Here is a 24519-nt window from a genome sequence, read left to right on the forward strand (position 1 = left end):
TATGCCCCTAATAAAATTTTTGAAATATTTTTCCTTTTTGTGTTATAATTTTAGTATGAATAAAATTAATAAAAATGATAATATTTCAAGGAGGAAAAATCATGGAAAATATTAAGAACATTTCCTATGAAAAATATAATTTATGGTTAGATAAAGCTGATGTTGATATTGTAAAAGAATTAGAAAATATAAAAAATAATGATGATGAAATTTTAGATAGGTTTTTTAAAGACTTAGAATTTGGAACTGGCGGATTAAGAGGAAAATTAGGTGCAGGAACAAACAGAATGAATATACATACTGTAGCAAGGGCTACACAGGGATTTTCTAATTACTTAAAGACTACATGCAGATTTCCTGCTGTTGTTATTGCATATGATACAAGAAAAAATTCTTTTGAATTTGCTAAAACAGCAGCATCTGTTTTAGCTGCAAATGGCATTACAGTACATATATTTAAAGAAGTTACTGCTACACCAATCTTATCCTTTGCTGTTAGGTATTTAAAAGCAACTGGAGGAATTGTAATCACAGCAAGCCATAATCCTCCTGAATACAACGGATACAAAATTTATACTTCTGATGGAACACAAGCTGTTCCAAAGATTGCAAATAAAGTCATTGAAGAAATTAATAAATTAGATTATTTTGATAACATAAAAATTATTGATTTCGAAGAAGGCATTAAAAATGGAGATATTAATTGGATTTCAGATGAACTTTTTGATGATTATATAAATACATTAGAAAGCTATTTGAGATCTTTAAATCCTCATTTGGAAAATAATATAAAAATTGTATATACACCTTTACATGGTACTGGACTAAAACCTGTAAAAGAATTATTAACGCGATTAGGGTTTAATTTAAAAATAGTCGAAAAACAGGCTATACCAGATTCTAATTTTTCAACTGTTAGAGTACCCAATCCAGAAGAAAAAGATGCCTTTCAAATGGCTTTAGACTATGCAAAAGAAATCAATGCTCATTTAGTAATGGCAACTGATCCAGATTCTGATAGATTAGGTATATATGTTAAAGAAAACGATAGGTATATTGCATTTACTGGAAATCAAATTGGTGTTATGTTATCTCATTATATACTAACAAGAATGCAATCTTTGGGAATATTACCAAATAATGGGTTAATAATAAAAACAATTGTAACAACTGACATGATTAAACCTATTGCAAAAGAATTCAACGTTGCATTAGAAGAAACATTAACAGGCTTTAAATTCATAGGAGAGAAAATAGAAAAGTACTATAATAACGGTAAAAAGAAATTTATCTTTGGTTTTGAAGAAAGTTATGGTTATTTGGCAAATGAACATGCAAGAGATAAAGATGCTATAATTGCTGCTGGATTAGTTGCTATGCTAGTATCTCATGTTCATAATAAAAATATGTCTCTAAGTGACTATTTATCAACTCTTAGAAAAAAATATGGTTATTATCTTGAAGAAAATATTTCTTTTACTTTAGAAGGTATTGATGGATTAAATAAAATCAACGCTACTATGCAAAAATTGAGAACACAACCTCCTACACAAGTTGGTCAACTGAAATTAGTAGAAACAATTGATTATTTGAAGGGCATCAATGATTTACCAAAATCTAATGTTGTAGAATTAAATTTTGATAACAAATTGAAAATTATCGGAAGACCTTCTGGAACTGAGCCAAAAATTAAGTTTTATTTGTTAATAAATGGGAACATTGAATCTGAAGCGAAAGAAATTTTAACAACTGCACGAGAAGTTATAAATCATTTAATGAAATTTTGAGGTGAAATTATGGAACCTAACCTGCTATTAATTACAAATAATGGCGATTTTTATGTTCCAAAAGAATGTAAATTTGTAGATCCAAAAACATTGAAAATCATTCTTTATAGCGGAGAAGATCTAAACAACATAATAAATTTTAATAATGGAATTTTAGGTTATTTTATATTAAAAGAAAAAAAAGGAAACCTGGTTGGACTAAAAAGATTTCTAAAAATAGATAAAAAAATTTCTTCTTATTTAAAAGTTTCTTTTGTTGACTTTTTATCTGAAGAAATAAGAGAATTATATGGTGATTATATTGAAATAATTTCTGAGTTTATAGGACTTTATAACACTATACATGAATTTAATTCACTTATAAAAACTGAAAAAATACGTGAGAATTACGAAGATTGGTTAGAAAATATAGTTAACGATGTTGATGATTCTCACAAAGAAACATTAAAAATGTACATATCTAAATTTGCAAATATTTATTTAATTAGAATTTATGAAAATATATTTTCTAAAAACATTGAATTATTAGAAAAACAAGAAAAAGAAATCGCTTATAAATTATTAGAAACTGGTGTTTTAAAAGAAAAAGGCGTTTTATAACGGAGGTATAATATGAAAAGAGTTGCTGCAATAGTTGCCTATGATGGTACAAAATTTAACGGTTTTCAAGGTCAGCCAAAAGTAAGAACTGTTCAAGGTGAATTTGAAAAAACCTTAAATAGAATTTTCAAACAAAAAGTAATTTCATGGGGATCAGGTAGAACAGATACAGGAGTTCATGGTTATGGACAGGTTATTGCTTTTGATGTTCCAAATGATAGAATGACTTTAAAAAATATAAAAGATGCTTTAAATGCAAATCTTCCAGAAGATATTTATGTTAGGAAGGTTATAAGTGTTCGGGATAAATTTTCTCCACGTCATGAAGCTAAAAAAAGAATTTATCACTATTTCATTTATCAAAATGATGAACCAAATATTTTTTTAAGAGATAGGGTATGGTGGTTTCCATATGATTTAAATATTGATAAAATGAGAAGAGCTTCAAAATATTTAGAAGGAGAACATGACTTTACAACATTTAAAACCGGTAATGATGATCGAAATCCAATAAGAACTATTTATAGAATTAGAATTTTAAAAATGCGAAATAATATAATATTAATAAGAGTTGAGGGACAATCTTTTTTAAGAAGAATGGTTAGAAATATTGTAGGAGCATTAGTAAAGGTAGGGACAGAAAGTTGGGAACCAGATTATTTAAAAGAAATATTAGAAGCAAAAAGCAGATCAAAAGCACCAGCATCCGCTCCACCACAAGGATTATACTTTTATTCTGTGTTATTTTAATTTCTATATCAATATTTTCAAAAGAAAAAATAGGGCTAATATATAATGGCCCTTCTTATTTATTTTCTAATATTTTTTACACTCTCTATTCATATGCTGATATAGAAACTCCTCCATCTACTAATTCTAAAAGAATGGAAATTACAATTCAGGCTTCTACTATTATTATCAACTTTGAAAAGACCGAGTATGAAGATTCCATTGAAAATTTTTCTTCTTTAATAACAGAAATTTTTAAGAATTATTTTAAAAGGCAGATTTATCTAATAGCTAATAATTGCAAAATAATAGACGAATCTGGAAAACCCGTAAATTCAGCCTTTTTTACATGGTCAAAAAATTTAAAAATACAACTAATAAAAAACGACATTGAACTTGAATACCCTGTTAATTTACCTATTGGTCAAAGCTTAAAAAGTGTTCCGGATAGATGGATTAAAGTCAGTTTCTCTGGCTATACTGGAGATGCAACGTTAAATGGAAAAAAAATAGAATTAAAAAAAATTCTTGAACTACCTCCAAATCAATATACCTTAGAAACTCCTTATGAAAAAATTTCTTTCGACCTTAAAAATATATATAATAAATATAATATTTCTCTTATGGATGAAATAATAAAACAAGAAATAGAATTTAAAAAAATACTGGCAATCTTTGATTTAGAAACAGGTATTGAAATTACTGGTGAAGAAAAAAGTATATGGATACCAAAAGATGGAGGTGAAGTTCTAATAGTTGAAAATGCTGTTTTTGTCTCACCGTTTGGTCTCCTTGAAAAGAAAAAAGGAATTCAGTTTCATGGAATACCCGTATTTGCATATGAAAATAATTTTACAATTTACCTTATTACTTCATATGGTGAAATTATAACATTGGGTTTAAGAAATATAATTAGAGATATGGAAAGAGCTCCTGTGTCAATTAATGTAAACAATAATAAAATATATATAATAACTTTTGGTGGAAAAAAATATACAATTGACTTAAAAACTGGTGGTTTATATTATACAGGTCAAACTACAGAAATAAAAAATAATATACATATTTATACAGAAAAAAATTTCTCTTTAAAAAATACAAACATATTTATAAAAAATAATAAAGTAAAAATAACAAAAAAAACAACAAAATGAGGTATAAAAATGGAGATGAGATTAGATCTATATTTAACTAAAAATAATTATGTAGAATCAAGAGAAAAAGCACAACGTTTAATAAAAAATAAAAAAGTAAAGGTCAATGGAAATATCGTTATAAAACCATCACTAAAAGTAAGCGAAAAGGATAATGTTGAAGTTTTAGAAATTGAAAAATATGTCAGTAGAGCTGCATATAAATTGTTAAAAGCTTTTAGAGAATTTAAAATTAATGTTGAAAATAAAATATGTTCAGATATAGGTTCTTCAACTGGAGGGTTTACTCAAGTATTATTAGAAAATGGAGCAAAAAAGATTTATGCAATAGATTCTGGAACTAATCAATTACATATTAGTTTAAGAAATAATCCAAAAATTATATTAATGGAAAATACAAATGCTCGTTATTTAAAAAAAGAAGATTTTGATGATATTGAATTTTTCACCTGTGATGTTTCATTCATTTCCGTTACAAAACTTATAAATTCAATAAAAGAGATAACAATTTCAAATGCTGAAGGTATAATATTAATTAAACCACAATTTGAATTAACCTCCACAAAATTAATAAAAGGAATTGTGAAAGACGAGAAATCTCGAAAAGAAGCTATAAAAAAAGTAACAGATGCATTTAAAAAAGAAGGTTTTGAAATTTTAGGTATAACAGAGTCACCAATCAAAGGAAAAGAAGGCAATATGGAATTTTTATTATATGTCAGAAAAAACAATTAACATAATATTAAATATTAAGACATACATTTAAAGCTTTTAGTTGTTATAATACAAAAAATTAAATATTTTTAGGAATCTTTTCCTATATAATTCCAGTAATATGGTCTGGAAGTTTCTACCAGATGGCCGTAAACCATCTGACTATAGGGGAAGAGGGTTGTATATATTATTATGCTCCTCTTTTCTTATAGAGGAGTATATTTTTTTAGGAGGTGCTTATGAAAAAAGTTATTATTATTGATTATGGATCTCAATACACTCAATTATTAGCAAGAAGGGTTAGAGAATTAGGAGTTTATTCTGAAGTTATTCAATATGATGACACACCATCCAACAATTTCGGTGCTATAATACTTTCAGGTGGACCAAAAAGCGTTAATGAACAAGATTCTTTACCTCTTCCAAAATGGGTGTTAGAGTCTAACAAACCTATTTTAGGAATATGTTATGGATTGCAATTATTAGCAAAAAATTTAGGTGGTAAAGTAAAAAGAACTGAAGTTGCAGAATATGGAAAAACTGAAGTTGAAATTATTCAAGATCCTATATTTTATAATATACCAAAACATATAATAACCTGGATGAGTCATGGAGACTCTGTAACAAAACTACCTCAAAAATATAATGTGATTGCTAAAACTAAAAATAATATTTATGCTGCTATTAAATTTTCAAATAATATATATGGATTGCAATTTCATCCAGAGGTTAAACATACAGATCATGGTGAAAAAATAATCAAAAACTTTTTGTTTTATATCGCTAAATTGGAAAAAAATTGGTCATTAAACAATTTTATAGATGAAAAAATAAATGAAATTAAAAATGAAATTAAAGACAAAAAGGCTATTATTGCCCTTTCCGGGGGAGTCGACTCTTCAGTAGCCACTGTTTTAGTTCACAAAGCTATAGGGAAAAATTTAAAAGCTGTATTTGTAAATCATGGCTTATTAAGGCTAAATGAAGAAAATGAAGTGAAAAAAATATTTAAAGACTTGATTGGAATTAATTTGAATATTGTTGATTCAAAAAAAAGGTTTTTAAATAGATTAAAGAACATCTATGATCCAGAACAAAAAAGAAAAATTATAGGAGAGGAATTTATAAGAGTATTTGAAGATGATGCAAAAGGACATTATGATTATTTGGTTCAGGGTACTATTTATTCTGATATTATTGAAAGTGCAGCATCCGGAAAAAATACTGCAAAAATAAAAAGCCATCATAATGTTGGTGGTCTCCCTGAAAATATCAATCTCAAAATAATAGAACCCTTAAAATTTTTATTTAAAGACGAAGTGAGGAAAATAGGAGAAATTTTAGGAATACCAAAACATATATTATATAGACATCCCTTTCCAGGCCCTGGATTAGCAATAAGAATTATTGGAGAAATAACTGAAGAAAAACTTAATATTTTAAGAAGAGCAGATCAAATATTTATAGAAACTTTAAAAGAATATAATTGGTACAATAAAGTATGGCAAGCCTTTACTGTTTTAACATCTATAAAAACAGTTGGAGTAGTAGGAGATGAAAGAAATTATGATTATGTTCTTGCAATTAGAAGTGTGGATAGTGTAGAAGGAATGACTGCAAATTGGTCAAAAATACCTTTTGATATACTTGAAAAAGTTTCTAATAGAATTACAAATGAAATTAAGGGTGTTGGAAGGGTTGTGTATGATATTACCTCGAAACCACCAGCGACAATTGAATGGGAATGAAAGGAGAGAGTTTTATGTTTAGAGAAACACTAACATTTGATGATGTACTATTATTACCAAAATATAGCGAAGTTACTCCTTCACTGATTAAAACAAATTCATTATTAGTTAAAAATATATATTTAAATACTCCGTTTTTATCTGCTGCTATGGACACCGTAACAGAAAGCTCCATGGCAAAAGCTATGGCACATTTGGGCGGTATTGGAATTATTCATAAAAATTTAAGTATAGAAGAACAAGCACATGAAATTGAAAAAGTTAAAAAATCAGAAAATGGTATTATATATGATCCAGTTACCATTTCTCCTGACACAACTATATTTAAAGCTGAAGCAATAATGCATGACTATAAAATAGGTGGTCTTCCTGTCGTGAATGAAGACAACAAATTATTAGGTATTCTAACAAATAGAGATATGAGATTTGAAAAAGATTCGAATAAAAAAGCTAAAGATTTAATGACACCATTTAAAAAATTAATTGTTGCTAGTCCTCATATAACAATTAAAGAAGCTAAAGAAATACTTCATGAAAACAAAATAGAAAAACTTCCTATAATAAATGAAAAACAGGAATTAATAGGATTAATAACAATAAAAGATATTGTTTCTGTAATGGAACATCCAAATGCTTCTCGAGATAATAAAGGACGATTGTTAGTTGGTGCTGCTATAGGAATTTCTGATGCATTAGAAAGAGCCACAGCATTAATTAATGCCAATGTTGATATAATTGTTCTTGACTCAGCACATGGCCATTCTAAAAACATTATAGAAACTATAAAATTATTAAAATCTAAATTTCCTGAAACACCTATTATAGCTGGAAATATCGCAACAGAAGAAGCTTCAAAAGACTTAATAAAAGCCGGTGCAGATGCCTTAAAAGTTGGTATTGGTCCTGGTTCAATATGCACTACCAGAGTTGTTGCAGGTATTGGAGTTCCACAATTAACTGCTATAATGGATGTAGTAAAAATTGCAAAAAAATATAATATCCCCGTAATTGCTGATGGTGGAATAAGGTATTCAGGAGACATTGTAAAAGCTTTAGCTGCAGGTGCAAATACTGTAATGCTTGGAAGTTTATTTGCTGGAACAGAAGAAGCGCCTGGAGAAACAATATTATATCAAGGAAGAAAATATAAAACTTATAGAGGTATGGGATCAATTAGTGCAATGAAAAAAGGCAGTAAAGATAGATATTTTCAGGAGAATATAACTAATACGGATAAACTTGTTCCAGAAGGTGTTGAAGGAATGGTTCCTTATAAGGGTAAAGTGAAAGAAATTGTATATCAACTATTAGGTGGGCTAAAATCGGGAATGGGGTATATTGGCGCAAAAGATATTGATGATTTACATGAGAAAGCCGAATTTATAAAAATAACCTCTTCAAGTATTAAAGAAAGTCATCCTCATGATATTTCAATTACAAAAAAGGCTCCTAATTATTCTATAAAATGAATATTCATTTATAAAATATTCATTTATAAAAGGCATCCTACAAATATTGAGGATGCCTTTTGTTTAATGTATTATTTAATTGGTGGTTTGTATGGATTATAATATGGAGTTGGAAAATATCTATTCGATTGATTAAACCCAGGTCGTTTAAATTTATAATTGTAATTATAAGGATATGGATATTGTTGCATATGTGGATAAGGTGTTCTATATTCCATTAGTTTTCTGTGATAAATCATATCTTGATATTGTTTTTTTTGGTATAATCTTCTAGCGATTTCTTTTCTTAAATCTACTGTTTTGTTTTTATAATCGATTTTCACTGGAATAAAATATTTATCAGTTTTTAATTCTACATAATACCCATAAAGAGTTATATTTGTGTTATTTTCAAACCACTTTTCTAATATTGGTGCGTTTGGAAAAATCGCTTTGAAATCTCCTTTATCTTTTAATGTTAAAAACATAAATCTACTGTTTTCATGAGTATTTATTTCGTCTATAGTACCCTTCACTTCAAACAATTTATTAGCATCTAAAATCGGAATATTAACCCAGGAAAACATGGAAATGCTTAATAACATTAATAATAAAACTCCTAAAATCTTTTTCATATTATCACCCCCAAAATTCTAAGTTTTCTATTTTTATAATACAGCACAAACCTTAAAATTTCCTTAGAAACAACTTAGAATTTTAGTATATTTATTTAACTTTCAAATTTTTCTTTAATCTCTTCAAATTTTCTATCTATTTTTTCTTTTTCTTCCTTTGTAATTGACAACTTTTCCTTGGCAATTAATAATAAATCCAAACCTTTTTTATATATTTCTAAGGCATATTCAATATCTAAATCGTTACTGTTTTTTTGAAATGTTTGAGATATTAATTCAAGCATATTTGAAATATCTTTAAAAGAATGCTTTTTCAATTCTGTTTTTGTCATTTTTAATATTTCATTAATAGTCATTTCATTTCCTCCTTATAATATTTTACCTCTTTTATTATACTTTCTACTTCTCCATCTCTTAATTTAATTTCTAAATTTTTCTTTTTATCTAATTTATAAACGCTATCAATAACTTCAGAATTTTGAACCAATACTGCTCCACCACTTAAAAATGAACTGAACGGACTGTTTTTAGTTATTTCTAAATAATAATCATTTAATTTCTTTAAAAGATTCGATTCATAAACTTCAAAAAGATTTCTTATTGTTTTTTCAATATTATAATTATCATTTTTTATTATATTAATTTCATTGTTTATATACTTAGAAATAAAATCAAAAGAATTTAATTCCTTAGAAATAAAAGATTCTGAGTTTTCTAATATTCTTTCAAAAAAAGTTAGAGAATTATGATATACATTCATTTTATTTTTTTCTTCTTCAAAAAACTGATCAATTAATACGCTTAAATTATTTAGTATATTTTTTGTATAAAATTCCGCATGCAAAAAAATATTATTTATAGAATATATTATATTTTGAAAATTATCATTTATTTGATTATTAAATACTTCAATTTGATTTACAATAGATCTTGCTACCTCAGTTGGAGTAGAAAATCTCATATAAGAAACATAATCAGGAATTGTTATATCTTGCTCATGCCCAATTCCTGTCAAAACTGGAATTTTATTATTAGAAACCCATGCAATATTTTCAGCTAAATTGTAATCATCGAAATACATCAAATCAGATTGTGACCCTCCACCTCTAATTAATGCTATAACATCATAATTAATTTTAGATTCAATAATTCTTTTTAAAGCTTTGCTAACATTAATTGGAACTTCTACTCCTTGCATTGAAGAAGGATATAAATGTATTAAAGGAGGATTTTTTAATTTATTAATATTTTTTATAAAATCGCCATATCCAGCAGCTGTTTCTGAAGATATTACTGCTATTTTTCTGATAGGCTGTAAAGATTCTAATTTATTTTCTCTTTCCCTTAAAAGTCCTTTAATTTTCAATCTTTTTATTATTTCTTTTCTTCTTTTTTCTAATTTTGAATCACCAAGAGGAAAAAGTGATTGCAATCTAATAGCAAAAGTGGATGTTGTTGGCCAAAATGAAATCTTACCTAAAAAATTCCAACTTTTATTCTCTAATTCCTTTATATTTTTTAACCCAAGATTGTCAATAAGTGTTTTTATATAATATCTAGAAAGAAATACATTTATTTTAAATGTTTTCCCCTTTTCATTTCTTTGAGAAACCTCAATAAATAAATCTCCAGCGCTACTAATCTTAGCTCTTGAAATATCTCCTTCAAAAACGACAGTATCATCAAATAAATTTGTTTTTTCCAATTCTAAAGAAATCCAATTTATTAGTTCTAATAAACTTTTAAATTTTTTCATTTTCATCCTCTTTTCCAGATAAGACTACAGTTATTTCACCTTTAACATTTTTCTTGGAAAAATGTTGTATAGCTTCACTAACTTTTCCTCTAAATAATTCTTGATGAACTTTTGTCATTTCTCTAGCTATAAATATATCTCTATTTCCAACTATTTCAAGTATTTCTTTTAAAGTATTATTTAATCTTTGTGGTGATTCAAAAAAAACAAATAAAATCCCCAAGTCCTTCATTTTTCTGAAAAGACGCCTTTTGTTTTTTCCTCTTGGAAGAAATCCTTGAAACATGTATTTGGATCCTGGGAACCCACTAATAGCAATTGCAGCAGATGGTGCATTTGGTCCTGGTATAATATCAATCTCAATATTTTCTTCCCAACATTTATTAATTAATTGATAACCAGGATCAGAAATCACAGGCATCCCAGCATCACTTACTAAAGAACAAATATTATTTTCTTTTATAATTCCAATAGCTTTATTCAAAACTTTATGTGCATTATATTCACTAAATGTAAATAACTCTTTTTTTCCAATCTCTAAACTATTTAATAATTTTATAGTAACTCTTTTATCTTCAACAAAAATAATATCAGATTCTTTTAATATTTCAACAGCTCTTAATGATATATCTTTTAGATTACCTATTGGTGTTCCTATTATATATAACTTTCCCATATTTTCACCTCACATTAAAAAAACCCGCAAATGCGGGTTTTGGTGCCGGAGACGGGACTTGAACCCGCATAGGCTAAAGCCCATATGATTCTGAATCATACGCGTCTGCCAATTCCGCCACCCCGGCTCTTTAATCTTCTATTTCGTATATATCGTTATTAGAAACAATATCATATGTTAATGCTTTTAACGAAATTGTAAAGTCGACATTTTCAACAGCAATGTTTTCAGGTAAAGTTAGTGATGTTGGTGCAAAATTTAAAATACCTTTTATCCCTGTTTTAACTAATTGGTCAGCAACTTTTTGAGCTACTTCGGCTGGCACTGTTAAAATAGCAATTTCAATATTTTTTTCGGTACATACCTTACTTATATCTTTCATATCATATACAAGTACACCTGCAGATATTTGTGTTCCAATTTTCGTTTTATCTTTATCAAATCCTGCTTTGATAAAAAAACCATTTTTTTCAAGTCCTGTATAGTTCGCAATTGCAGAACCCAAATTTCCTACACCAATTACTGCTACATTCCATTTTTTATTAAGCCCTAAAATGGTTTTTATAGAACTTTGTAATTTATCAATGTCATATCCTACACCACGTTTTCCAAACTCTCCAAAATAAGACAAATCTTTTCTAATTTGACTTGCTTTAATGTGTAAAGACTCTGCTAATTCTTTTGATGACGTTTTTTGAAGTCCCATAGATTTTTTATTTTCTAAACACCTATAATACATTGCAAGTCTTTTAATAGTTGGTTTTGGTATTTTAGGATTTTTCATAATTTACCCCCAATCACTTTTTTATTACTATATTAAGTAATTTCCCTTTTACCAAAATTACCTTTTTTATTTCAGCATTTTCTATGTATTTTTTTACCTTATCATTTTCAAATGCTTTGTTTTTTATTTCTTCTTCTGAAGAATTAGCATTAACAATTATCTTGGCTCTTACTTTACCATTTACCTGAACAACAATTTCTAATTCCTCAACTTCTAAAGCCTTTTCATCAACCGTTGGCCATTGAGCATCTAAAACAAATGTATTATGCCCCATCATATGCCATAATTCCTCTGATAAATGTGGTGCAAATGGCGATAATAAAATAACAAAATCATATGCTAATTCTTTTAATAATTCTTTATTCCAATTCTTTTCATCAACATTATTCATATATGCATTTAATTCATTCATTAATTCCATCATACCACTAATTGCAGTATTAAATTGAAAATTCTTTTCAATATCATTTGTAATTTTCGAAATCATTTGATGTAATTTTCTTCTCAAAGATTTTTCTTCTTTTGTATTTAATTTCATATTTTCAATATTCACATCTTTTGTAACTTCAATTATTTTTGACATTAAATTCCACACTTTGTTCATGAATCTTGCCACACCTTCTAAACCTGCATCATTCCATTCTGCATCTTTTTCTGGTGGCCCCATAAATAACATATATAGTCTTAATGTATCTGCTCCATATTTCTCAACCATTTCATCTGGTGATACAACGTTTCCTTTTGATTTTGACATCTTAGCACCGTTTTTATAAATCATTCCTTGTGTAAATAAATTTGAAAAAGGTTCAGTAAAATCTACATATCCCAAATCATATAATACTTTTGTGATAAATCTTGAATATAATAAATGTAAAATCGCATGTTCTACTCCACCTATATATTGATCAACAGGTAACCAATAATTCACATCATCTGAATCAAATGGTTTATCTTTCATTTTTGGATTAATATATCTCAAATAATACCAACTACTATCAACAAATGTATCCATTGTATCCACTTCTCTTCTTGCTTGTTTTCCACATTTTGGACATGTTGTATTAATAAATTCTTCTGTATAAGTTAAAGGACTTTTACCTGCAGGTTCAAATTTTACATTAGTTGGCAATTTAACTGGTAAATCCTTTTCAGGAACTGGAACAACACCACATTCATCACAATAGACAATTGGTATCGGTGCTCCCCAATATCTTTGCCTTGATATCAACCAATCCCTTAATTTATATTGAACACTTTTTTTACCAATATTTTTTTCTTCAAGCCATTCTATTATTTTATGTAACGCATTTCTGTTTTTCATACCATTAAATTTATCTGAGTTAACCATTATACCATCTTCAGTAAATGCTTCTGATAAATCTTCTTCAGTTAAATCAGAACCTTCGGGTTTAATAACGAGTCTTATAGGTAAATTAAATTCTTTTGCAAATTCAAAATCTCTTTGATCATGTGCAGGAACAGCCATAATTGCTCCAGTACCATACTCAAATAAGATATAATTAGCTACATAAATAGGTATTTTTTCTCCGTTTACTGGATTAATTGCATAACTTCCTGTAAAGGCCCCATCTTTCTTTGCACCTTGTGCAATTCTCTTAAATTTATCTTCTTTAGTTACTCTATTTAAAAATTCTTCTACTTCTTTCTTTTGCTCTGGAGTTGTTAATTCTTCTACTAATGGTGATTCTGGAGCTAGCGCCATGAAAGTTACTCCCCAAAGAGTGTCTGGTCTTGTTGTGAAAACTGATAATTTTTTATTATTACCCTCAATAGTAAAATTCACTTCAGCTCCAACACTCTTACCAATCCAATTTTTTTGCATAATTTTAACATTTTCAGGCCAACCTTCAAGCTTTTTCAAGTCGTCTAATAATCTCTCTGAATAATCTGTTATTTTAAAATACCATTGTTCGAGTTTTTTCATTTCTATTTCTGTTCCACATCTTTCACATTTTCCATTAACCACTTGTTCATTAGCTAAAACTGTTTTACAACTTGGACACCAATTAACTGCAGCATTTTTCTTATAGGCTAAACCTTTTTCATATAACTTTAAAAATATCCATTGAGTCCATTTATAATAATCTTCTGTACATGTTGCAATCTCTCTATCCCAATCATAACTAATCCCAATTTTTTTTATTTGCTCTCTTATAATTTCAATATTTTTAAATGTCCATTTTCCTGGATCAACGTTATTTTTAATCGCAGCATTTTCAGCTGGCAAGCCAAAAGCATCATACCCAAAAGGATGTAAAACATTATGCCCTTGCATTCTTTTATATCTCGCAACAACATCACCAATAACATAATTTTTAACGTGTCCTACATGTATAGTTCCTGACGGATATGGAAACATCGTTAATACATAATATTTTTCTTTTTCATTTTTTTGTGAAGTTTTAAAAACTCCTTTTTCTTCCCATTCTTTTTGCCAGTTCTTCTCAATTTCTATATGATTATAGTCCATATCTTTCCCTCCTGTATATCAAGTGATAACTTTCTCATATATTATACCAGAAATTTATTTAAAATTAAAGTTTTATATAATCCTATTTCCCTCTAATAGTGGGTATATATAAATTTAAATCTTCAGAAATATTTTCAAGCTTAGCTGCAGGCATTTGCTTTAATCTTCTTTGTCCTGGTTCTTGAATTAAAAAATATATATTGTTTGGATTAGCTGTTTGCATCTTTGCATCATATGGAATATTAATTGTATAAGAAGTTCTAATTGATGGGTCCTTGAAAAAATAAAATTTATATGGAGATAATCCAGGCTTTAACATTCCCTGAAACACGTATTTATCACTTTTATCTTTTATACCTATCCAGACTTCCCGAGAGCCTATAATATATAACTGAAAATACCCTACATTTTTATCTTCCTGAGCTATAGTTAATAATTTCTCTAAATCATTTAAATGCTTTTCTAAATTGCTTTTATAATTAATAAACTTTTCTACAATGCCATTAGGTTCAAAATATTTATTCATTTCTTCAATTTTTGTATTTAATTGAGAAATGCTGTCGTTTACCTTTGTATTTTGCCTATTAAAAAGACTTTCCATGTAATTTTGAAATTTAGAATATCTTATTTCACTCCCTATAGACATTATTATTGAAATAACTGATAATATTATGGCTAAATATAGCAAAAGTCTTGTTATCCTCATTATTTTCCTCCTATCGTTATAGATGCATTTACATATTTCATTACCCTATTCGCAACTTTCTTAAACTTTTGTATTGTATTATCCACCTTTTTTTTAGCAATATTTAATTCCTCTGATATCTCTTCATACGAATTATTATCTAACCACATTTTTACAATATCTTTCTCAATTTCTTTCATTTGTTCAATGGATCTTTCAAAAATATAATTATATACTACTGATTGATATAAATCTGTTTCTGATGGAACTTCAAAATAATAATCAGAATCTTCAGAATAATCCTCAAACATAGATTCTATACTTACTGCATCTGAGAGAACTTTATTTTTTAATCTATTTAAATAAGTTAAAAACGACTTTATTTCTGATGATATATTCAAATAAGCAAAAGTTGAAAATTTTGTGTTATTGTTTTCGTCAAAGGAATAAACCCCTTGAATCAATCCTACAAACCCTATTTGTACTAAATCCTGAAATTCTGCCCAAGCACCATAATACTTAGAAGCAATAGATTTAATCATGGGTTCAAACTTTACCATGATCATATTCATTGCTTCCTTATCTCCAGATTGTGCTAATTTAATTAAAGATTCAACTCGTAAGGTTCTTAATTTATATTTACTCATTATTTCACAACCAAATACATTAAATGTTCAGCAACATCAAATAAACTTTTAGAAAATTTTATTTCCAACTCTAACACTTCTGCCCAATATTTTGAAAAATCAGAATCACCTTCCCAGGAAAAAGGCATAATTCCGTAAATATTTATATTTTTAAAAAATTGTGATAAAATTTTCTCTAAATCATTTTTAGTAAATAAAGTAGAATAAAACGACATAAATTTAGAAGATCCTATTTTTATTCTTTTTTTCTTTTTCATTACTTCTATTATATCAAAATCTTTAGAAAAAAAAGCATCAAAAATAAATTTATTCAAATTATCTACAGTTCCAATAAAATATCCGTCTTTTTTAAGTACTCTATTAACCTCATCAATAAATTCTTCTTGATTTTCTGCATAACTCAAAACATCACCCATTGCAAGAACAATATCAAACATATTATCTTCTAACGGTAAATTTTCTCCATAACCATTAATTATTTTTATATTATTAAACCCTGAAAATCTATTTTCTAATATTTCGCACATTCTTTCTGAAGGTTCCACAGCATATACGTCAAAACCTTTTTCTAAAAATATTTTTGACCAGTAACCTGTCCCTGCACCAATATCAAGAATTTTTCCTTTTTTTATATTAATATTATCAAATATTATCTTTTCAGAAACTTTATTATGCATTTCCCAATAAGGCTCTGCATACATTTCGTCATAATTATCGGCAATTTTATTATAATATTCCCAAGATTTCATTAAAATCCCCCTGACTATATAAAATAAAATCCCCGAAATCCGGGGAGTTACTGGAGCAGGTGATGGGACTCGAACCCACAACCTCTGCCTTACCAAGGCAGCGCTCTAACCTGTTGAAGCTACACCTGCAAACCCAATATATTATACAATAAAAAGTCTTTTTAGTCAAGTAAAAAGCTGCATATTTTTTAGATTAATAAAATCTCCCGAATCCGGGAGATTTTATTAAAAATACAATATTAGAATTCTTCTACTATTTTTACTTCATCACCTGTTTTTATTAATGCTGCATTAGCTTCATCTGTATCAACATGAAATTCTAATGCATATTTAGGGCTTACTCTAATTAAAACATCCCCAAATATTAACTTTCTACTACCCTTATCAACAGCAACATAAACTAAGTCTTTATCTTTAACACCATATTTTTCTGCATCTTCTGGAAGCATATGAATATGCCTTTTTGCTAATATTAAACCTTTATTTGTTTCAACTTCACCATTTGGTCCTACAATTTTTATACCTGGTGTTCCATCTAAATCGCCAGAATCTCTAACTGGTGGTTTCACTCCTAATTTAAATGCATCTGTTTGAGATATTTCAATTTGTGTTTCTTTTCTTACTGGACCTAAAACCCTAACCCTTTCAATCTTTCCTTTAGGACCAACTAATGTAACTACCTCTTCAGCTGCATATTGTCCAGGTTGCTTTAAATCCTTTATTGGATGCAACTCATAACCTTCTCCGAATAATATTTCTAAATCTTCTCTTGAAAGATGAACATGCCTGTTTGAAACTCCAACAATAATACCTTGCTCTTTTAACTTCATTCTAACACCTCCACTTTTTATTTACCCTCTTTTTGGACTAATTAATGGTTTCCTAACAATTAATTCAATATTATTAGGTTTTACTATTTCTATATTCAAAGGACCTCTTCTAACGGAAATCCAACCCAACCCTGGAATTGCTAATTCTTCATTTTCATCTATTGTATATATTTCTTTTTCATACTCAATATTAATAGGGTATTCCTTTTCATATGGTGGAAATAGAACATCCCCTACGTTATTTTTTAATAATTCATTTACTCTTTCTTCTTTTGTTTGATGAAAGGCTATTTTTTCAGGTGCAAATATCAAGAAAATTGGTTTTAAACTATCTTTAGCTAAAGATAAAATTTTAAATCTAAAAAATGCACTTATAAATATAACTTTACCAACATCTGGTTTAAATGTTTTTCTACTAATAGTTTTATGCGGAATCATTTCCACCTGTGTATATATATCAAAAAAATCTGTAAATCTTTTGTTTGTTTCAATTCCAGGTGTATCATATATTTCAATATCCTGAATTTTTCTTTTTACTATTCCTAATGTTGTCCCAGGAAATGAACTTGTTGTGATTTTTACATTTGTTATGTTATTTAATAATGAAGATTTTCCTACATTAGTTGTTCCTATTACAATAACTTTTTTTATTCCTTTTTCTTTTAAAATTCTTATTAATCTATTTATACCGAAATCTCTTTTCGCACTTATTAAACGAATATTATCTTTTTTAATATTAATTTCATTTTTTACTCTATTATAAACCCAATCCTTCAATTCGACAAAAGGTACGCTTTTCGGTAGCAAATCAACTTTATTAATTATTAAAAATAGATTCTTATTTTTTACTAAATTTAATATATCTTTATCAAAAGTACCTTCAAAATCAATAATATCGATAACCCATAAAACTGTATCAAATTCATGAATTATACTTTTTAATTGATTATAAAAATCTTTATTTATTGTAACTGGAATTAATTCGCCATAATGTTTTAATTTAAAGCATCTCTGGCATAAGGCTTTATCCTCTTGACCAATAAATTTTTCAAATACATGTTCTGGTAAAAAACCTGGTTTTTCCGGATTATTTGTTTGTATTTCTACTCCACAACCATGACATTTCATAAAATCACCCTCTTCATAAAAATATTTACTTATTTAAATATAAAAAAATATATCATTCCTATATATTCATGTATTGCCATTGCATTAGATCTTAAAGCATCTATATCAGGTTTAAAATCTATCCATGTTATTTTATCCCTTGTTATCAAATAATTTGATGGGACTGGTATTATTTTTATATTTTCATTTATAAATTGCTTAAATATCTTATATGAGCGAGGCAAATGAATTGCAGAGGTTACTAAAAACATTCGATTTATTTTCATACTTTCAATCAAAGAATTCACATATTTTGCATTTTCCTCTGTTGTTTGAGAATCAGGTTCAATAAAAATACTTGAAGGATTCACTCCAAATCTCACTAAATAATCTCTCATAATTAACGCCTCTGGAACATATTCTGTATTTGGAGGACGCCCCCCAGAAATAACTATAGGAAAATTTGTTGTTTTATACAATTCATATCCTGCAAAAATCCTTTTAAATGTTTGATCAGACAATTCTCCTATTACTGGAGAGTTTGGGGTTTTTGGTATAGCTCCTCCACCTAAAACTACAATTATTGAAGGAATAGATTTATTTATTTCATTATAATTTATTGGTTCAAATGCATCTTCCAACGGGGAAACTAAAACTCTTGAAGTTATTTGTATTGAAAAAATATATATAATTACTGCTGTTATTATAATCATTTTTCTTGAAATTTTCGTTTTTCTTAGTCTAAAATTTAATAATATAATTAAAGTAATAAAAAGCCCCGGAAGTTCGACAAAAGATTGAAAAATTTTTCTAATCCATAACATATTATCCCTCCATTAAAAATCAAATGTCATTTCATAAAATCCTTTTATATCAAAATATTTTTCCCATAAAATTGGGATTTTATGAAATTTGATAACTTTAAAACCTAATTTCTCATAAAGTTGTCTTGCTCTTATATTTTCTTTTATAACAAATAATTTAACTCCTTTTAAGTTTTTCTTTTTAGCATAATCAAACAAATAATATATAATTTTTGTTCCAATTCCTAAACCTCTTTTATCTGGAATAACAACAATATCATCTAATAATAAATATTTGCCACATTTTTGCGTATTAAGTAAACAAATACCTCTAAAAATGACTTTTAAAGTTGCAAATTTATATTCTTTTAAAATGTCAATAAAATCTAAATTTAACCATGAAAAACCTTTATATTTTATGGCAGCTATTCCTAATATGTTATCATTGATATCCCTGGAAACAATAATATTATCAAAAAAAATATAGTTTTTGAGTAATTTTAAAGATTTTGTTTTAGTTAAAAAAACAGGTTTGAATTTTTCATAAAATGTATTATATAGTAAAGTTACTATATAATTTTTTTCCTCTTCATTATGAATACCAAATGATACTTTTACTTCTTTCATAATTTCACCTCATGGTAAAAAGAAATATACCAGTATATATTAATTATATCATTATTATGTTTATTTATTTTAAAATTTTGTGTTCAAAAATACAATATAATCAGAAAAGAATAAAATCAATTTGTGGTATAATATAGATGAATTTCAAATTAAAAATATGGAGGGGAAATGAATGAAAAAGGGATTTTTGGTGGTTTTAATCGTTTTTATGCTTTTTCTAACTTCATGTAGTGTAATGAATTCAAGTCCTTTTTCTCAACCTGAAAATCAAAAAGGGGCAGCTTATCATGATTTTAAGGGATTTGGGATTATAGATTATAAAGCATTTCCGCAGGTTGCACAAGCCAAATTAGCTGCTCTTGAAGCTGCAAGGCAGGATGCTTATTCTAAAGCAGTAGAATATATTTATGGAGTTTATATTGATTCAAAAACAACCGTTAAAGATTTTGTTTTACAGAATAAAAGCATCGAATCTTCTTTATGGGGCACAATCAGAGGTGCTCAACAAATAGATGAAGGCTTTAATATGACAGAAGGTATGGCTTATGTAACAATTAGAATATTTAGAAAAGATATTGAAGAACTATTAGGTAAAAAATTAAAAAATTTCTAATATGGGAGTGAGTTTTTTTGAAATTCTTATTTTTACACAAATTTAATTCATATTGGAATGAAAAATTAAATAAACTAAAGTTAGAGTATCCTGATATTGAACTTATCTTTCCTGAAAAAGAAAAATTATCAAAAGAAGAGCTATTAAAAGATGCAGATGCAATAATTGGTGGCTTTATTACAAAAAAGGAACTTGAATTAGCTGAAAAATTAAAAATTATCTTTGTTCCTTTTGCAGGGGTTGAACAATTACCATTAGATTGTTTAAAAGAGCGAAATATTATTATTTCAAATGCTCATGGAAACGGAAAATATGTTGCAGAAAGAGCTGTTGCTTTAGCATTAGCTTTACTTGGAAAAATCATTCATTTTCATAATGACTTAAAAAAAGGAATTTGGCATGGTTTTACCGTTGGTGAGTCTATTTTTGAATCATGGAACTCCATTCAAAAAAAGAAAATTGGAATTTTGGGATTTGGTGCTATAGGCCAAAATATAGCTGATTTTTTAAAACCTTTTAATACAAAAATTTATATTTTAAAAAATCGTAAAATTAATGAATTACCCAAAAGTGTTGATAAGGTTTATTATGATATAGACAAAATTATTGAAGATAGCGAAATATTATTTTTAACACTTCCTTTAACAGAAAAAACTTATGAAATTATTAACGAAGATCGTTTAATGAAAATGAAAGATAAATTTTTAATAAATGTAGGTAGAGGCAAATTAATTCATGAGGAAGGTTTATATAACGCTTTAAAAAATGGTATTTTAAAAGGCGTTGCTTTAGACGTGTGGTTTAATTATCCAACTTCAGAAAACAAAAATGTAATGCCTTCAAACTATCCAATTTGGGAATTTGATAATGTAATCCTTTCACCACATGTTGGTGGATATTCATATCATGCTACTACTGCAGGAATTAATTATACAATTGATAGCATAAAAAAATATTTAAAAGATGGCATTCCACTTTCAATTGTTGACTATGATAAAAAATATTGATATTTCAAGAGGTGATTTGTATTAAAGATTATTTAAATATCCCTGAGGAAATTGAATTAATTGAAATATTTGGTACGTATAATAATCGTGTAAAATATTTAAAAAATAAATTTAATGTACAAATTTCTTATTCTGAAAATAAAATTATAATAAATAGTGAAAGAGAAAAAAGTCTAGTTAAAGTAAAAAATATATTAAAAGAAATTATTGATATTACATCTAATGGACATTTAATAGATTGGACAGAGTTTCAATATATTGTTTCTTTATATGAATCCGAAAATGATTTGACAAAATCACAGAAGGCAAATTATAATCAAGTTGTTAACACTACCGTGAGTGGTTTAAGGGTTCAGGCAAAAACTCATGGTCAATCAGACTATATACAATCAATGAAAAAAAATGATATAGTCTTTTGTATTGGACCTGCAGGAACAGGAAAAACCTATTTAGCAGTGGCTATGGCTGTTGAATTTTTAAAAACCGGGAGAGTTCAAAGAATTATTTTAACCCGACCTGCTGTTGAAGCTGGAGAAAAATTAGGTTTTTTACCTGGAACTTTATATGAAAAAGTTGATCCTTATTTAAGACCTTTATATGATTCTTTAATGGATTTCATTAACGCTGATAAAGTTGCTGAATATAAAGAAAAAGGAATTATTGAAGTTGTTCCACTTGCATATATGAGAGGAAGAACGCTAAATAATGCTTTTATAATACTTGATGAAGCTCAAAATAGCACATATTATCAAATGAAAATGTTTTTAACCAGAATTGGTTTTAATTCTAGAGCAGTTATAACAGGTGATATTACACAAATCGATTTAGAAAACAAAAAGGATTCTGGATTATTAATTGTTCAAAATATTTTAAAAAAGATAAAAGGAATTTCTTTCATTGAATTAACTCAGAATGATGTTGTTAGAAATCCTCTTGTGAAAGAAATTATAAAAGCTTATGATTATTATGAAAGAATCAAGGGTGAAAAAAATGGGAAAAACTAAAGTTTTTCAAAATTTCTTTTTTCTTATTAATTTCCTTTTTTTATTTTTTGTTACAGAAATTTTACTATGGAATGATATTACTTGGAGTTTTTTATTTAACTTCACAATAGTTTTTATTCCTTTTTGGTTTTTCATTATTCAATATTTAATAAAAAAAGATAAAAATTTCAAATTGCACCCATTTAATTATTGGGCTACTTTTATATTGATTTTAGACTTAGGTATTATTTTCAATCTATTGTCATCAAAATATTTTTCTAATCCTTCAATTACCCCTTTATTTGTTGTTGTTACAATTACGCTTATGATGAATTTTTATCTAGGCTTTTTATCCTCAATAATTTTTGCTTTTTATTTTTCTTTTTTAATTGGCAATCCACTTAAAACATTTATCTCTCTTTTTATAATTGGATTTATAAGTTCTTATTTAAGTCAAAAAATATATTCTCGTGTAAGACTTATCATACCATTTTTGGGAGCTACGATTTCTCAAACAATCACCTATATTATTTATAACGAATTTAATTTGATAGCTATTCCACAAATCTTTATCTCAAACCTTATTCAAATGCTTTTTATTTTAGGAACTTTACCTTATTTAGAATATATCACACGTGTATACTCAGATATTGGTCTTTTAGAATTAGGTAATTTAAACCATCCATTACTGAGAAAACTTTCACTAAACGCTTCTGGAACGTATTATCATAGTTTAATCATAGCAAATTTGGTAGAAAGCGCATCTGAAGTTATCGATGCCAATCCTGTTTTATTAAGGGTTGGTGCTTATTTTCATGATATTGGAAAATCTCTACGACCACTATTTTTCACGGAGAATCAAAAAGGGTTAAATCCACATGATAAAATAAACCCCAAATTAAGCGCATTAATCCTAAATCTTCATGTAACAAAAGGTCAAGAATTGGCTAAAAAATACAAATTACCGATTTTAATAGAAGATTTAATTGTTCAACATCACGGAACAAGAATAAAGCGTTATTTTTTTCATAAAAGTTTAGAATTAGATGAAGATTTATCTCCAGACGTATACAAATATCCAGGTCCTATTCCTCAGTTTAAAGAAGCTGCTATATTAATGATTGCAGATAATGTGGAAGCTATTACAAGAAGTATGAAAGATATTAACAAAAAAAATATTGAAGAAAAAATTGATGATTTAATACAAGAACTTTTCCTTGAAGGACAATTAGACGATTGTGGACTAACATTACGAGAAATAAAAAAAATCAAAAGCGCTATGATAGAAACTGTTTTAAATATGAATCATACAAGAATTAGTTATCCAGAAATATCTAAAGAACTTCTCAAAGAGGTGAATAAAAAATGAAAATAAATATTTTCAATGAACAAAATATTAAACATATCGATATAAAAAAAGTTGAAGAAATTACTAAGAAAGTATTAAACAATGAAATTGGTGATAGTGACTATGAAATAAATATTCTTATTACTGATAACAACACTATAAAAAAATATAACGAAGAATATAGAAAAAAAAATGGTCCAACTGATGTATTATCTTTTGAATATGGTTTAGATGAAGAAACTATTGGAGAAATAATTTTATCTGTAAAAAAAATAGAAGAACAAGCACCAAAATTCGGAAATTCTTTTGAAAAAGAATTTTTTTATATTTTGATTCATGGTATTCTTCATATATGTGGATATGACCATATTACAGAAAACGACAAAAGAAAAATGTTTGAACTCCAGGACAAATACTTTAATGATTTATTTTAATAATAATGAAAAATTTTTCATTATTTTTTTATATGTAAGTATAGATGATTTTCTGCTTTAATTGATAATATTTACTTTATAACACCTTATTTTTTTGTTAAATCTATTTGAGGAAAATTACTCTAACTGATATAATAGTTCTGGTATATAAATATAATAAGGGA

Annotated in this window: 25 protein-coding genes, 2 tRNA genes and 1 riboswitch; of the genes, 12 read left to right on the top strand and 15 right to left on the bottom strand. The window is 27.1% G+C overall.

Going from position 1 to position 24519, the window contains the following annotated elements:
• Nucleotides 1-101 precede the first annotated feature (101 nt).
• From BUA62_RS02900 to guaB, 7 genes are all read left to right on the top strand, one after another.
• On the top strand, nucleotides 102-1787 hold the full coding sequence (locus tag BUA62_RS02900) for a phospho-sugar mutase (protein WP_072863273.1): 1686 nt from the start codon (nucleotides 102-104) through the stop codon (nucleotides 1785-1787).
• A 9-nt stretch (nucleotides 1788-1796) separates the two neighbouring features.
• Complete coding sequence (locus BUA62_RS02905; RefSeq protein WP_072863275.1) at nucleotides 1797-2387, top strand: hypothetical protein; 591 nt, start codon at nucleotides 1797-1799, stop codon at nucleotides 2385-2387.
• Between the two features lie 12 nt (nucleotides 2388-2399).
• Nucleotides 2400-3137, top strand: coding sequence for a tRNA pseudouridine(38-40) synthase TruA (truA, locus tag BUA62_RS02910; protein WP_072863277.1), 738 nt, complete (start codon nucleotides 2400-2402; stop codon nucleotides 3135-3137).
• A gap of 134 nt (nucleotides 3138-3271) precedes the next feature.
• Nucleotides 3272-4270: a hypothetical protein gene (locus BUA62_RS02915; RefSeq protein ID WP_072863279.1), complete on the top strand. Its 999-nt coding sequence runs from the start codon at nucleotides 3272-3274 to the stop codon at nucleotides 4268-4270.
• Between the two features lie 9 nt (nucleotides 4271-4279).
• Nucleotides 4280-5005: a 23S rRNA (cytidine-2'-O)-methyltransferase TlyA gene (tlyA, locus tag BUA62_RS02920; RefSeq protein WP_084670668.1), complete on the top strand. Its 726-nt coding sequence runs from the start codon at nucleotides 4280-4282 to the stop codon at nucleotides 5003-5005.
• 62 nt (nucleotides 5006-5067) lie between these two features.
• Nucleotides 5068-5169: riboswitch (purine riboswitch) on the top strand.
• A 54-nt stretch (nucleotides 5170-5223) separates the two neighbouring features.
• Nucleotides 5224-6732, top strand: a complete 1509-nt coding sequence (gene guaA / locus BUA62_RS02925) for a glutamine-hydrolyzing GMP synthase (protein WP_072863281.1) — start codon at nucleotides 5224-5226, stop codon at nucleotides 6730-6732.
• Nucleotides 6733-6746: 14 nt separating this feature from the next.
• Nucleotides 6747-8201 (top strand): IMP dehydrogenase, encoded by a 1455-nt coding sequence (gene guaB / locus BUA62_RS02930; RefSeq protein ID WP_072863283.1) that lies wholly within the window; start codon nucleotides 6747-6749, stop codon nucleotides 8199-8201.
• 71 nt (nucleotides 8202-8272) lie between these two features.
• Here the strand turns inward: guaB and BUA62_RS02935 are convergent, their stop codons facing one another.
• From BUA62_RS02935 to BUA62_RS03005, 15 genes are all read right to left on the bottom strand, one after another.
• Complete coding sequence (locus tag BUA62_RS02935) at nucleotides 8273-8815, bottom strand: hypothetical protein (protein WP_072863285.1); 543 nt, start codon at nucleotides 8813-8815, stop codon at nucleotides 8273-8275.
• A 95-nt stretch (nucleotides 8816-8910) separates the two neighbouring features.
• Nucleotides 8911-9171, bottom strand: a complete 261-nt coding sequence (locus tag BUA62_RS02940) for a hypothetical protein (RefSeq protein ID WP_072863287.1) — start codon at nucleotides 9169-9171, stop codon at nucleotides 8911-8913.
• A complete protein-coding gene (gene xseA, locus BUA62_RS02945) occupies nucleotides 9168-10571 on the bottom strand; it encodes an exodeoxyribonuclease VII large subunit (protein WP_072863289.1) in 1404 nt (467 codons plus the stop codon). The genes BUA62_RS02940 and xseA overlap by 4 nt, the downstream gene beginning before the upstream one ends.
• Nucleotides 10558-11247 (bottom strand): 16S rRNA (cytidine(1402)-2'-O)-methyltransferase, encoded by a 690-nt coding sequence (gene rsmI / locus BUA62_RS02950; protein WP_072863291.1) that lies wholly within the window; start codon nucleotides 11245-11247, stop codon nucleotides 10558-10560. The genes xseA and rsmI overlap by 14 nt, the downstream gene beginning before the upstream one ends.
• Before the next feature lie 40 nt (nucleotides 11248-11287).
• Nucleotides 11288-11374, bottom strand: a tRNA-Leu gene (locus BUA62_RS02955).
• Between the two features lie 3 nt (nucleotides 11375-11377).
• Nucleotides 11378-12031: a redox-sensing transcriptional repressor Rex gene (locus BUA62_RS02960; protein WP_072863293.1), complete on the bottom strand. Its 654-nt coding sequence runs from the start codon at nucleotides 12029-12031 to the stop codon at nucleotides 11378-11380.
• Between the two features lie 13 nt (nucleotides 12032-12044).
• Nucleotides 12045-14522: a leucine--tRNA ligase gene (gene leuS, locus BUA62_RS02965; RefSeq protein WP_072863296.1), complete on the bottom strand. Its 2478-nt coding sequence runs from the start codon at nucleotides 14520-14522 to the stop codon at nucleotides 12045-12047.
• Between the two features lie 82 nt (nucleotides 14523-14604).
• Nucleotides 14605-15228: a hypothetical protein gene (locus BUA62_RS02970; protein WP_072863298.1), complete on the bottom strand. Its 624-nt coding sequence runs from the start codon at nucleotides 15226-15228 to the stop codon at nucleotides 14605-14607.
• Nucleotides 15228-15854, bottom strand: a complete 627-nt coding sequence (locus BUA62_RS02975) for a sigma-70 family RNA polymerase sigma factor (protein ID WP_072863299.1) — start codon at nucleotides 15852-15854, stop codon at nucleotides 15228-15230. Before BUA62_RS02975 ends, BUA62_RS02970 begins: the two co-directional genes overlap by 1 nt.
• On the bottom strand, nucleotides 15854-16603 hold the full coding sequence (locus tag BUA62_RS02980; RefSeq protein WP_072863301.1) for a class I SAM-dependent methyltransferase: 750 nt from the start codon (nucleotides 16601-16603) through the stop codon (nucleotides 15854-15856). Before BUA62_RS02980 ends, BUA62_RS02975 begins: the two co-directional genes overlap by 1 nt.
• Nucleotides 16604-16654: 51 nt before the next feature.
• A tRNA-Thr gene (locus tag BUA62_RS02985) sits at nucleotides 16655-16732 on the bottom strand.
• A gap of 110 nt (nucleotides 16733-16842) precedes the next feature.
• Complete coding sequence (gene pduL / locus BUA62_RS11725) at nucleotides 16843-17433, bottom strand: phosphate propanoyltransferase (protein ID WP_072863303.1); 591 nt, start codon at nucleotides 17431-17433, stop codon at nucleotides 16843-16845.
• A 21-nt stretch (nucleotides 17434-17454) separates the two neighbouring features.
• Nucleotides 17455-18561, bottom strand: a complete 1107-nt coding sequence (gene yqeH, locus BUA62_RS11730) for a ribosome biogenesis GTPase YqeH (protein ID WP_072863304.1) — start codon at nucleotides 18559-18561, stop codon at nucleotides 17455-17457.
• Nucleotides 18562-18590: 29 nt separating this feature from the next.
• On the bottom strand, nucleotides 18591-19364 hold the full coding sequence (locus BUA62_RS03000) for a YdcF family protein (RefSeq protein WP_072863305.1): 774 nt from the start codon (nucleotides 19362-19364) through the stop codon (nucleotides 18591-18593).
• A gap of 12 nt (nucleotides 19365-19376) precedes the next feature.
• Nucleotides 19377-19970, bottom strand: a complete 594-nt coding sequence (locus BUA62_RS03005) for a GNAT family N-acetyltransferase (protein WP_072863306.1) — start codon at nucleotides 19968-19970, stop codon at nucleotides 19377-19379.
• 172 nt (nucleotides 19971-20142) lie between these two features.
• Here BUA62_RS03005 and BUA62_RS03010 point away from each other — a divergent pair, with 172 nt between their 5' ends.
• The 5 genes from BUA62_RS03010 to ybeY are packed head-to-tail and all read left to right on the top strand — an operon-like array spanning nucleotide 20143 to nucleotide 24355.
• Nucleotides 20143-20583, top strand: a complete 441-nt coding sequence (locus BUA62_RS03010; RefSeq protein ID WP_072863307.1) for an LPP20 family lipoprotein — start codon at nucleotides 20143-20145, stop codon at nucleotides 20581-20583.
• 17 nt (nucleotides 20584-20600) lie between these two features.
• Nucleotides 20601-21590 (top strand): 2-hydroxyacid dehydrogenase, encoded by a 990-nt coding sequence (locus BUA62_RS03015; RefSeq protein WP_072863309.1) that lies wholly within the window; start codon nucleotides 20601-20603, stop codon nucleotides 21588-21590.
• Between the two features lie 20 nt (nucleotides 21591-21610).
• Nucleotides 21611-22594, top strand: a complete 984-nt coding sequence (locus BUA62_RS03020; RefSeq protein WP_143148314.1) for a PhoH family protein — start codon at nucleotides 21611-21613, stop codon at nucleotides 22592-22594.
• Nucleotides 22581-23942, top strand: coding sequence for an HDIG domain-containing metalloprotein (locus BUA62_RS03025; RefSeq protein ID WP_143148311.1), 1362 nt, complete (start codon nucleotides 22581-22583; stop codon nucleotides 23940-23942). Before BUA62_RS03020 ends, BUA62_RS03025 begins: the two co-directional genes overlap by 14 nt.
• A complete protein-coding gene (ybeY, locus tag BUA62_RS03030) occupies nucleotides 23939-24355 on the top strand; it encodes an rRNA maturation RNase YbeY (RefSeq protein WP_072863311.1) in 417 nt (138 codons plus the stop codon). Before BUA62_RS03025 ends, ybeY begins: the two co-directional genes overlap by 4 nt.
• The last annotated feature ends 164 nt before the right edge of the window (nucleotides 24356-24519 follow it).

The organism is Marinitoga hydrogenitolerans DSM 16785 (assembly GCF_900129175.1).
GTDB lineage: Bacteria > Thermotogota > Thermotogae > Petrotogales > Petrotogaceae > Marinitoga > Marinitoga hydrogenitolerans.

What these genes read in the sequence shown, in the direction of transcription:
- BUA62_RS02970 (WP_072863298.1), bottom strand. Translation starts at nt 15,228, where the DNA reads ATGAGGATAACAAGACTTTTGCTATATTTAGCCATAATATTATCAGTT.
- BUA62_RS03025 (WP_143148311.1), top strand. Translation starts at nt 22,581, where the DNA reads ATGGGAAAAACTAAAGTTTTTCAAAATTTCTTTTTTCTTATTAATTTC.
- tlyA (WP_084670668.1), top strand. Translation starts at nt 4,280, where the DNA reads ATGGAGATGAGATTAGATCTATATTTAACTAAAAATAATTATGTAGAA.
- BUA62_RS02905 (WP_072863275.1), top strand. Translation starts at nt 1,797, where the DNA reads ATGGAACCTAACCTGCTATTAATTACAAATAATGGCGATTTTTATGTT.
- rsmI (WP_072863291.1), bottom strand. Translation starts at nt 11,247, where the DNA reads ATGGGAAAGTTATATATAATAGGAACACCAATAGGTAATCTAAAAGAT.
- truA (WP_072863277.1), top strand. Translation starts at nt 2,400, where the DNA reads ATGAAAAGAGTTGCTGCAATAGTTGCCTATGATGGTACAAAATTTAAC.
- BUA62_RS02935 (WP_072863285.1), bottom strand. Translation starts at nt 8,815, where the DNA reads ATGAAAAAGATTTTAGGAGTTTTATTATTAATGTTATTAAGCATTTCC.
- BUA62_RS03000 (WP_072863305.1), bottom strand. Translation starts at nt 19,364, where the DNA reads ATGTTATGGATTAGAAAAATTTTTCAATCTTTTGTCGAACTTCCGGGG.
- guaB (WP_072863283.1), top strand. Translation starts at nt 6,747, where the DNA reads ATGTTTAGAGAAACACTAACATTTGATGATGTACTATTATTACCAAAA.
- yqeH (WP_072863304.1), bottom strand. Translation starts at nt 18,561, where the DNA reads ATGAAATGTCATGGTTGTGGAGTAGAAATACAAACAAATAATCCGGAA.
- BUA62_RS02900 (WP_072863273.1), top strand. Translation starts at nt 102, where the DNA reads ATGGAAAATATTAAGAACATTTCCTATGAAAAATATAATTTATGGTTA.
- ybeY (WP_072863311.1), top strand. Translation starts at nt 23,939, where the DNA reads ATGAAAATAAATATTTTCAATGAACAAAATATTAAACATATCGATATA.
- guaA (WP_072863281.1), top strand. Translation starts at nt 5,224, where the DNA reads ATGAAAAAAGTTATTATTATTGATTATGGATCTCAATACACTCAATTA.
- BUA62_RS02975 (WP_072863299.1), bottom strand. Translation starts at nt 15,854, where the DNA reads ATGAGTAAATATAAATTAAGAACCTTACGAGTTGAATCTTTAATTAAA.
- BUA62_RS03005 (WP_072863306.1), bottom strand. Translation starts at nt 19,970, where the DNA reads ATGAAAGAAGTAAAAGTATCATTTGGTATTCATAATGAAGAGGAAAAA.
- pduL (WP_072863303.1), bottom strand. Translation starts at nt 17,433, where the DNA reads ATGAAGTTAAAAGAGCAAGGTATTATTGTTGGAGTTTCAAACAGGCAT.
- xseA (WP_072863289.1), bottom strand. Translation starts at nt 10,571, where the DNA reads ATGAAAAAATTTAAAAGTTTATTAGAACTAATAAATTGGATTTCTTTA.
- BUA62_RS02980 (WP_072863301.1), bottom strand. Translation starts at nt 16,603, where the DNA reads ATGAAATCTTGGGAATATTATAATAAAATTGCCGATAATTATGACGAA.
- BUA62_RS02915 (WP_072863279.1), top strand. Translation starts at nt 3,272, where the DNA reads ATGGAAATTACAATTCAGGCTTCTACTATTATTATCAACTTTGAAAAG.
- leuS (WP_072863296.1), bottom strand. Translation starts at nt 14,522, where the DNA reads ATGGACTATAATCATATAGAAATTGAGAAGAACTGGCAAAAAGAATGG.
- BUA62_RS02960 (WP_072863293.1), bottom strand. Translation starts at nt 12,031, where the DNA reads ATGAAAAATCCTAAAATACCAAAACCAACTATTAAAAGACTTGCAATG.
- BUA62_RS02940 (WP_072863287.1), bottom strand. Translation starts at nt 9,171, where the DNA reads ATGACTATTAATGAAATATTAAAAATGACAAAAACAGAATTGAAAAAG.
- BUA62_RS03010 (WP_072863307.1), top strand. Translation starts at nt 20,143, where the DNA reads ATGAAAAAGGGATTTTTGGTGGTTTTAATCGTTTTTATGCTTTTTCTA.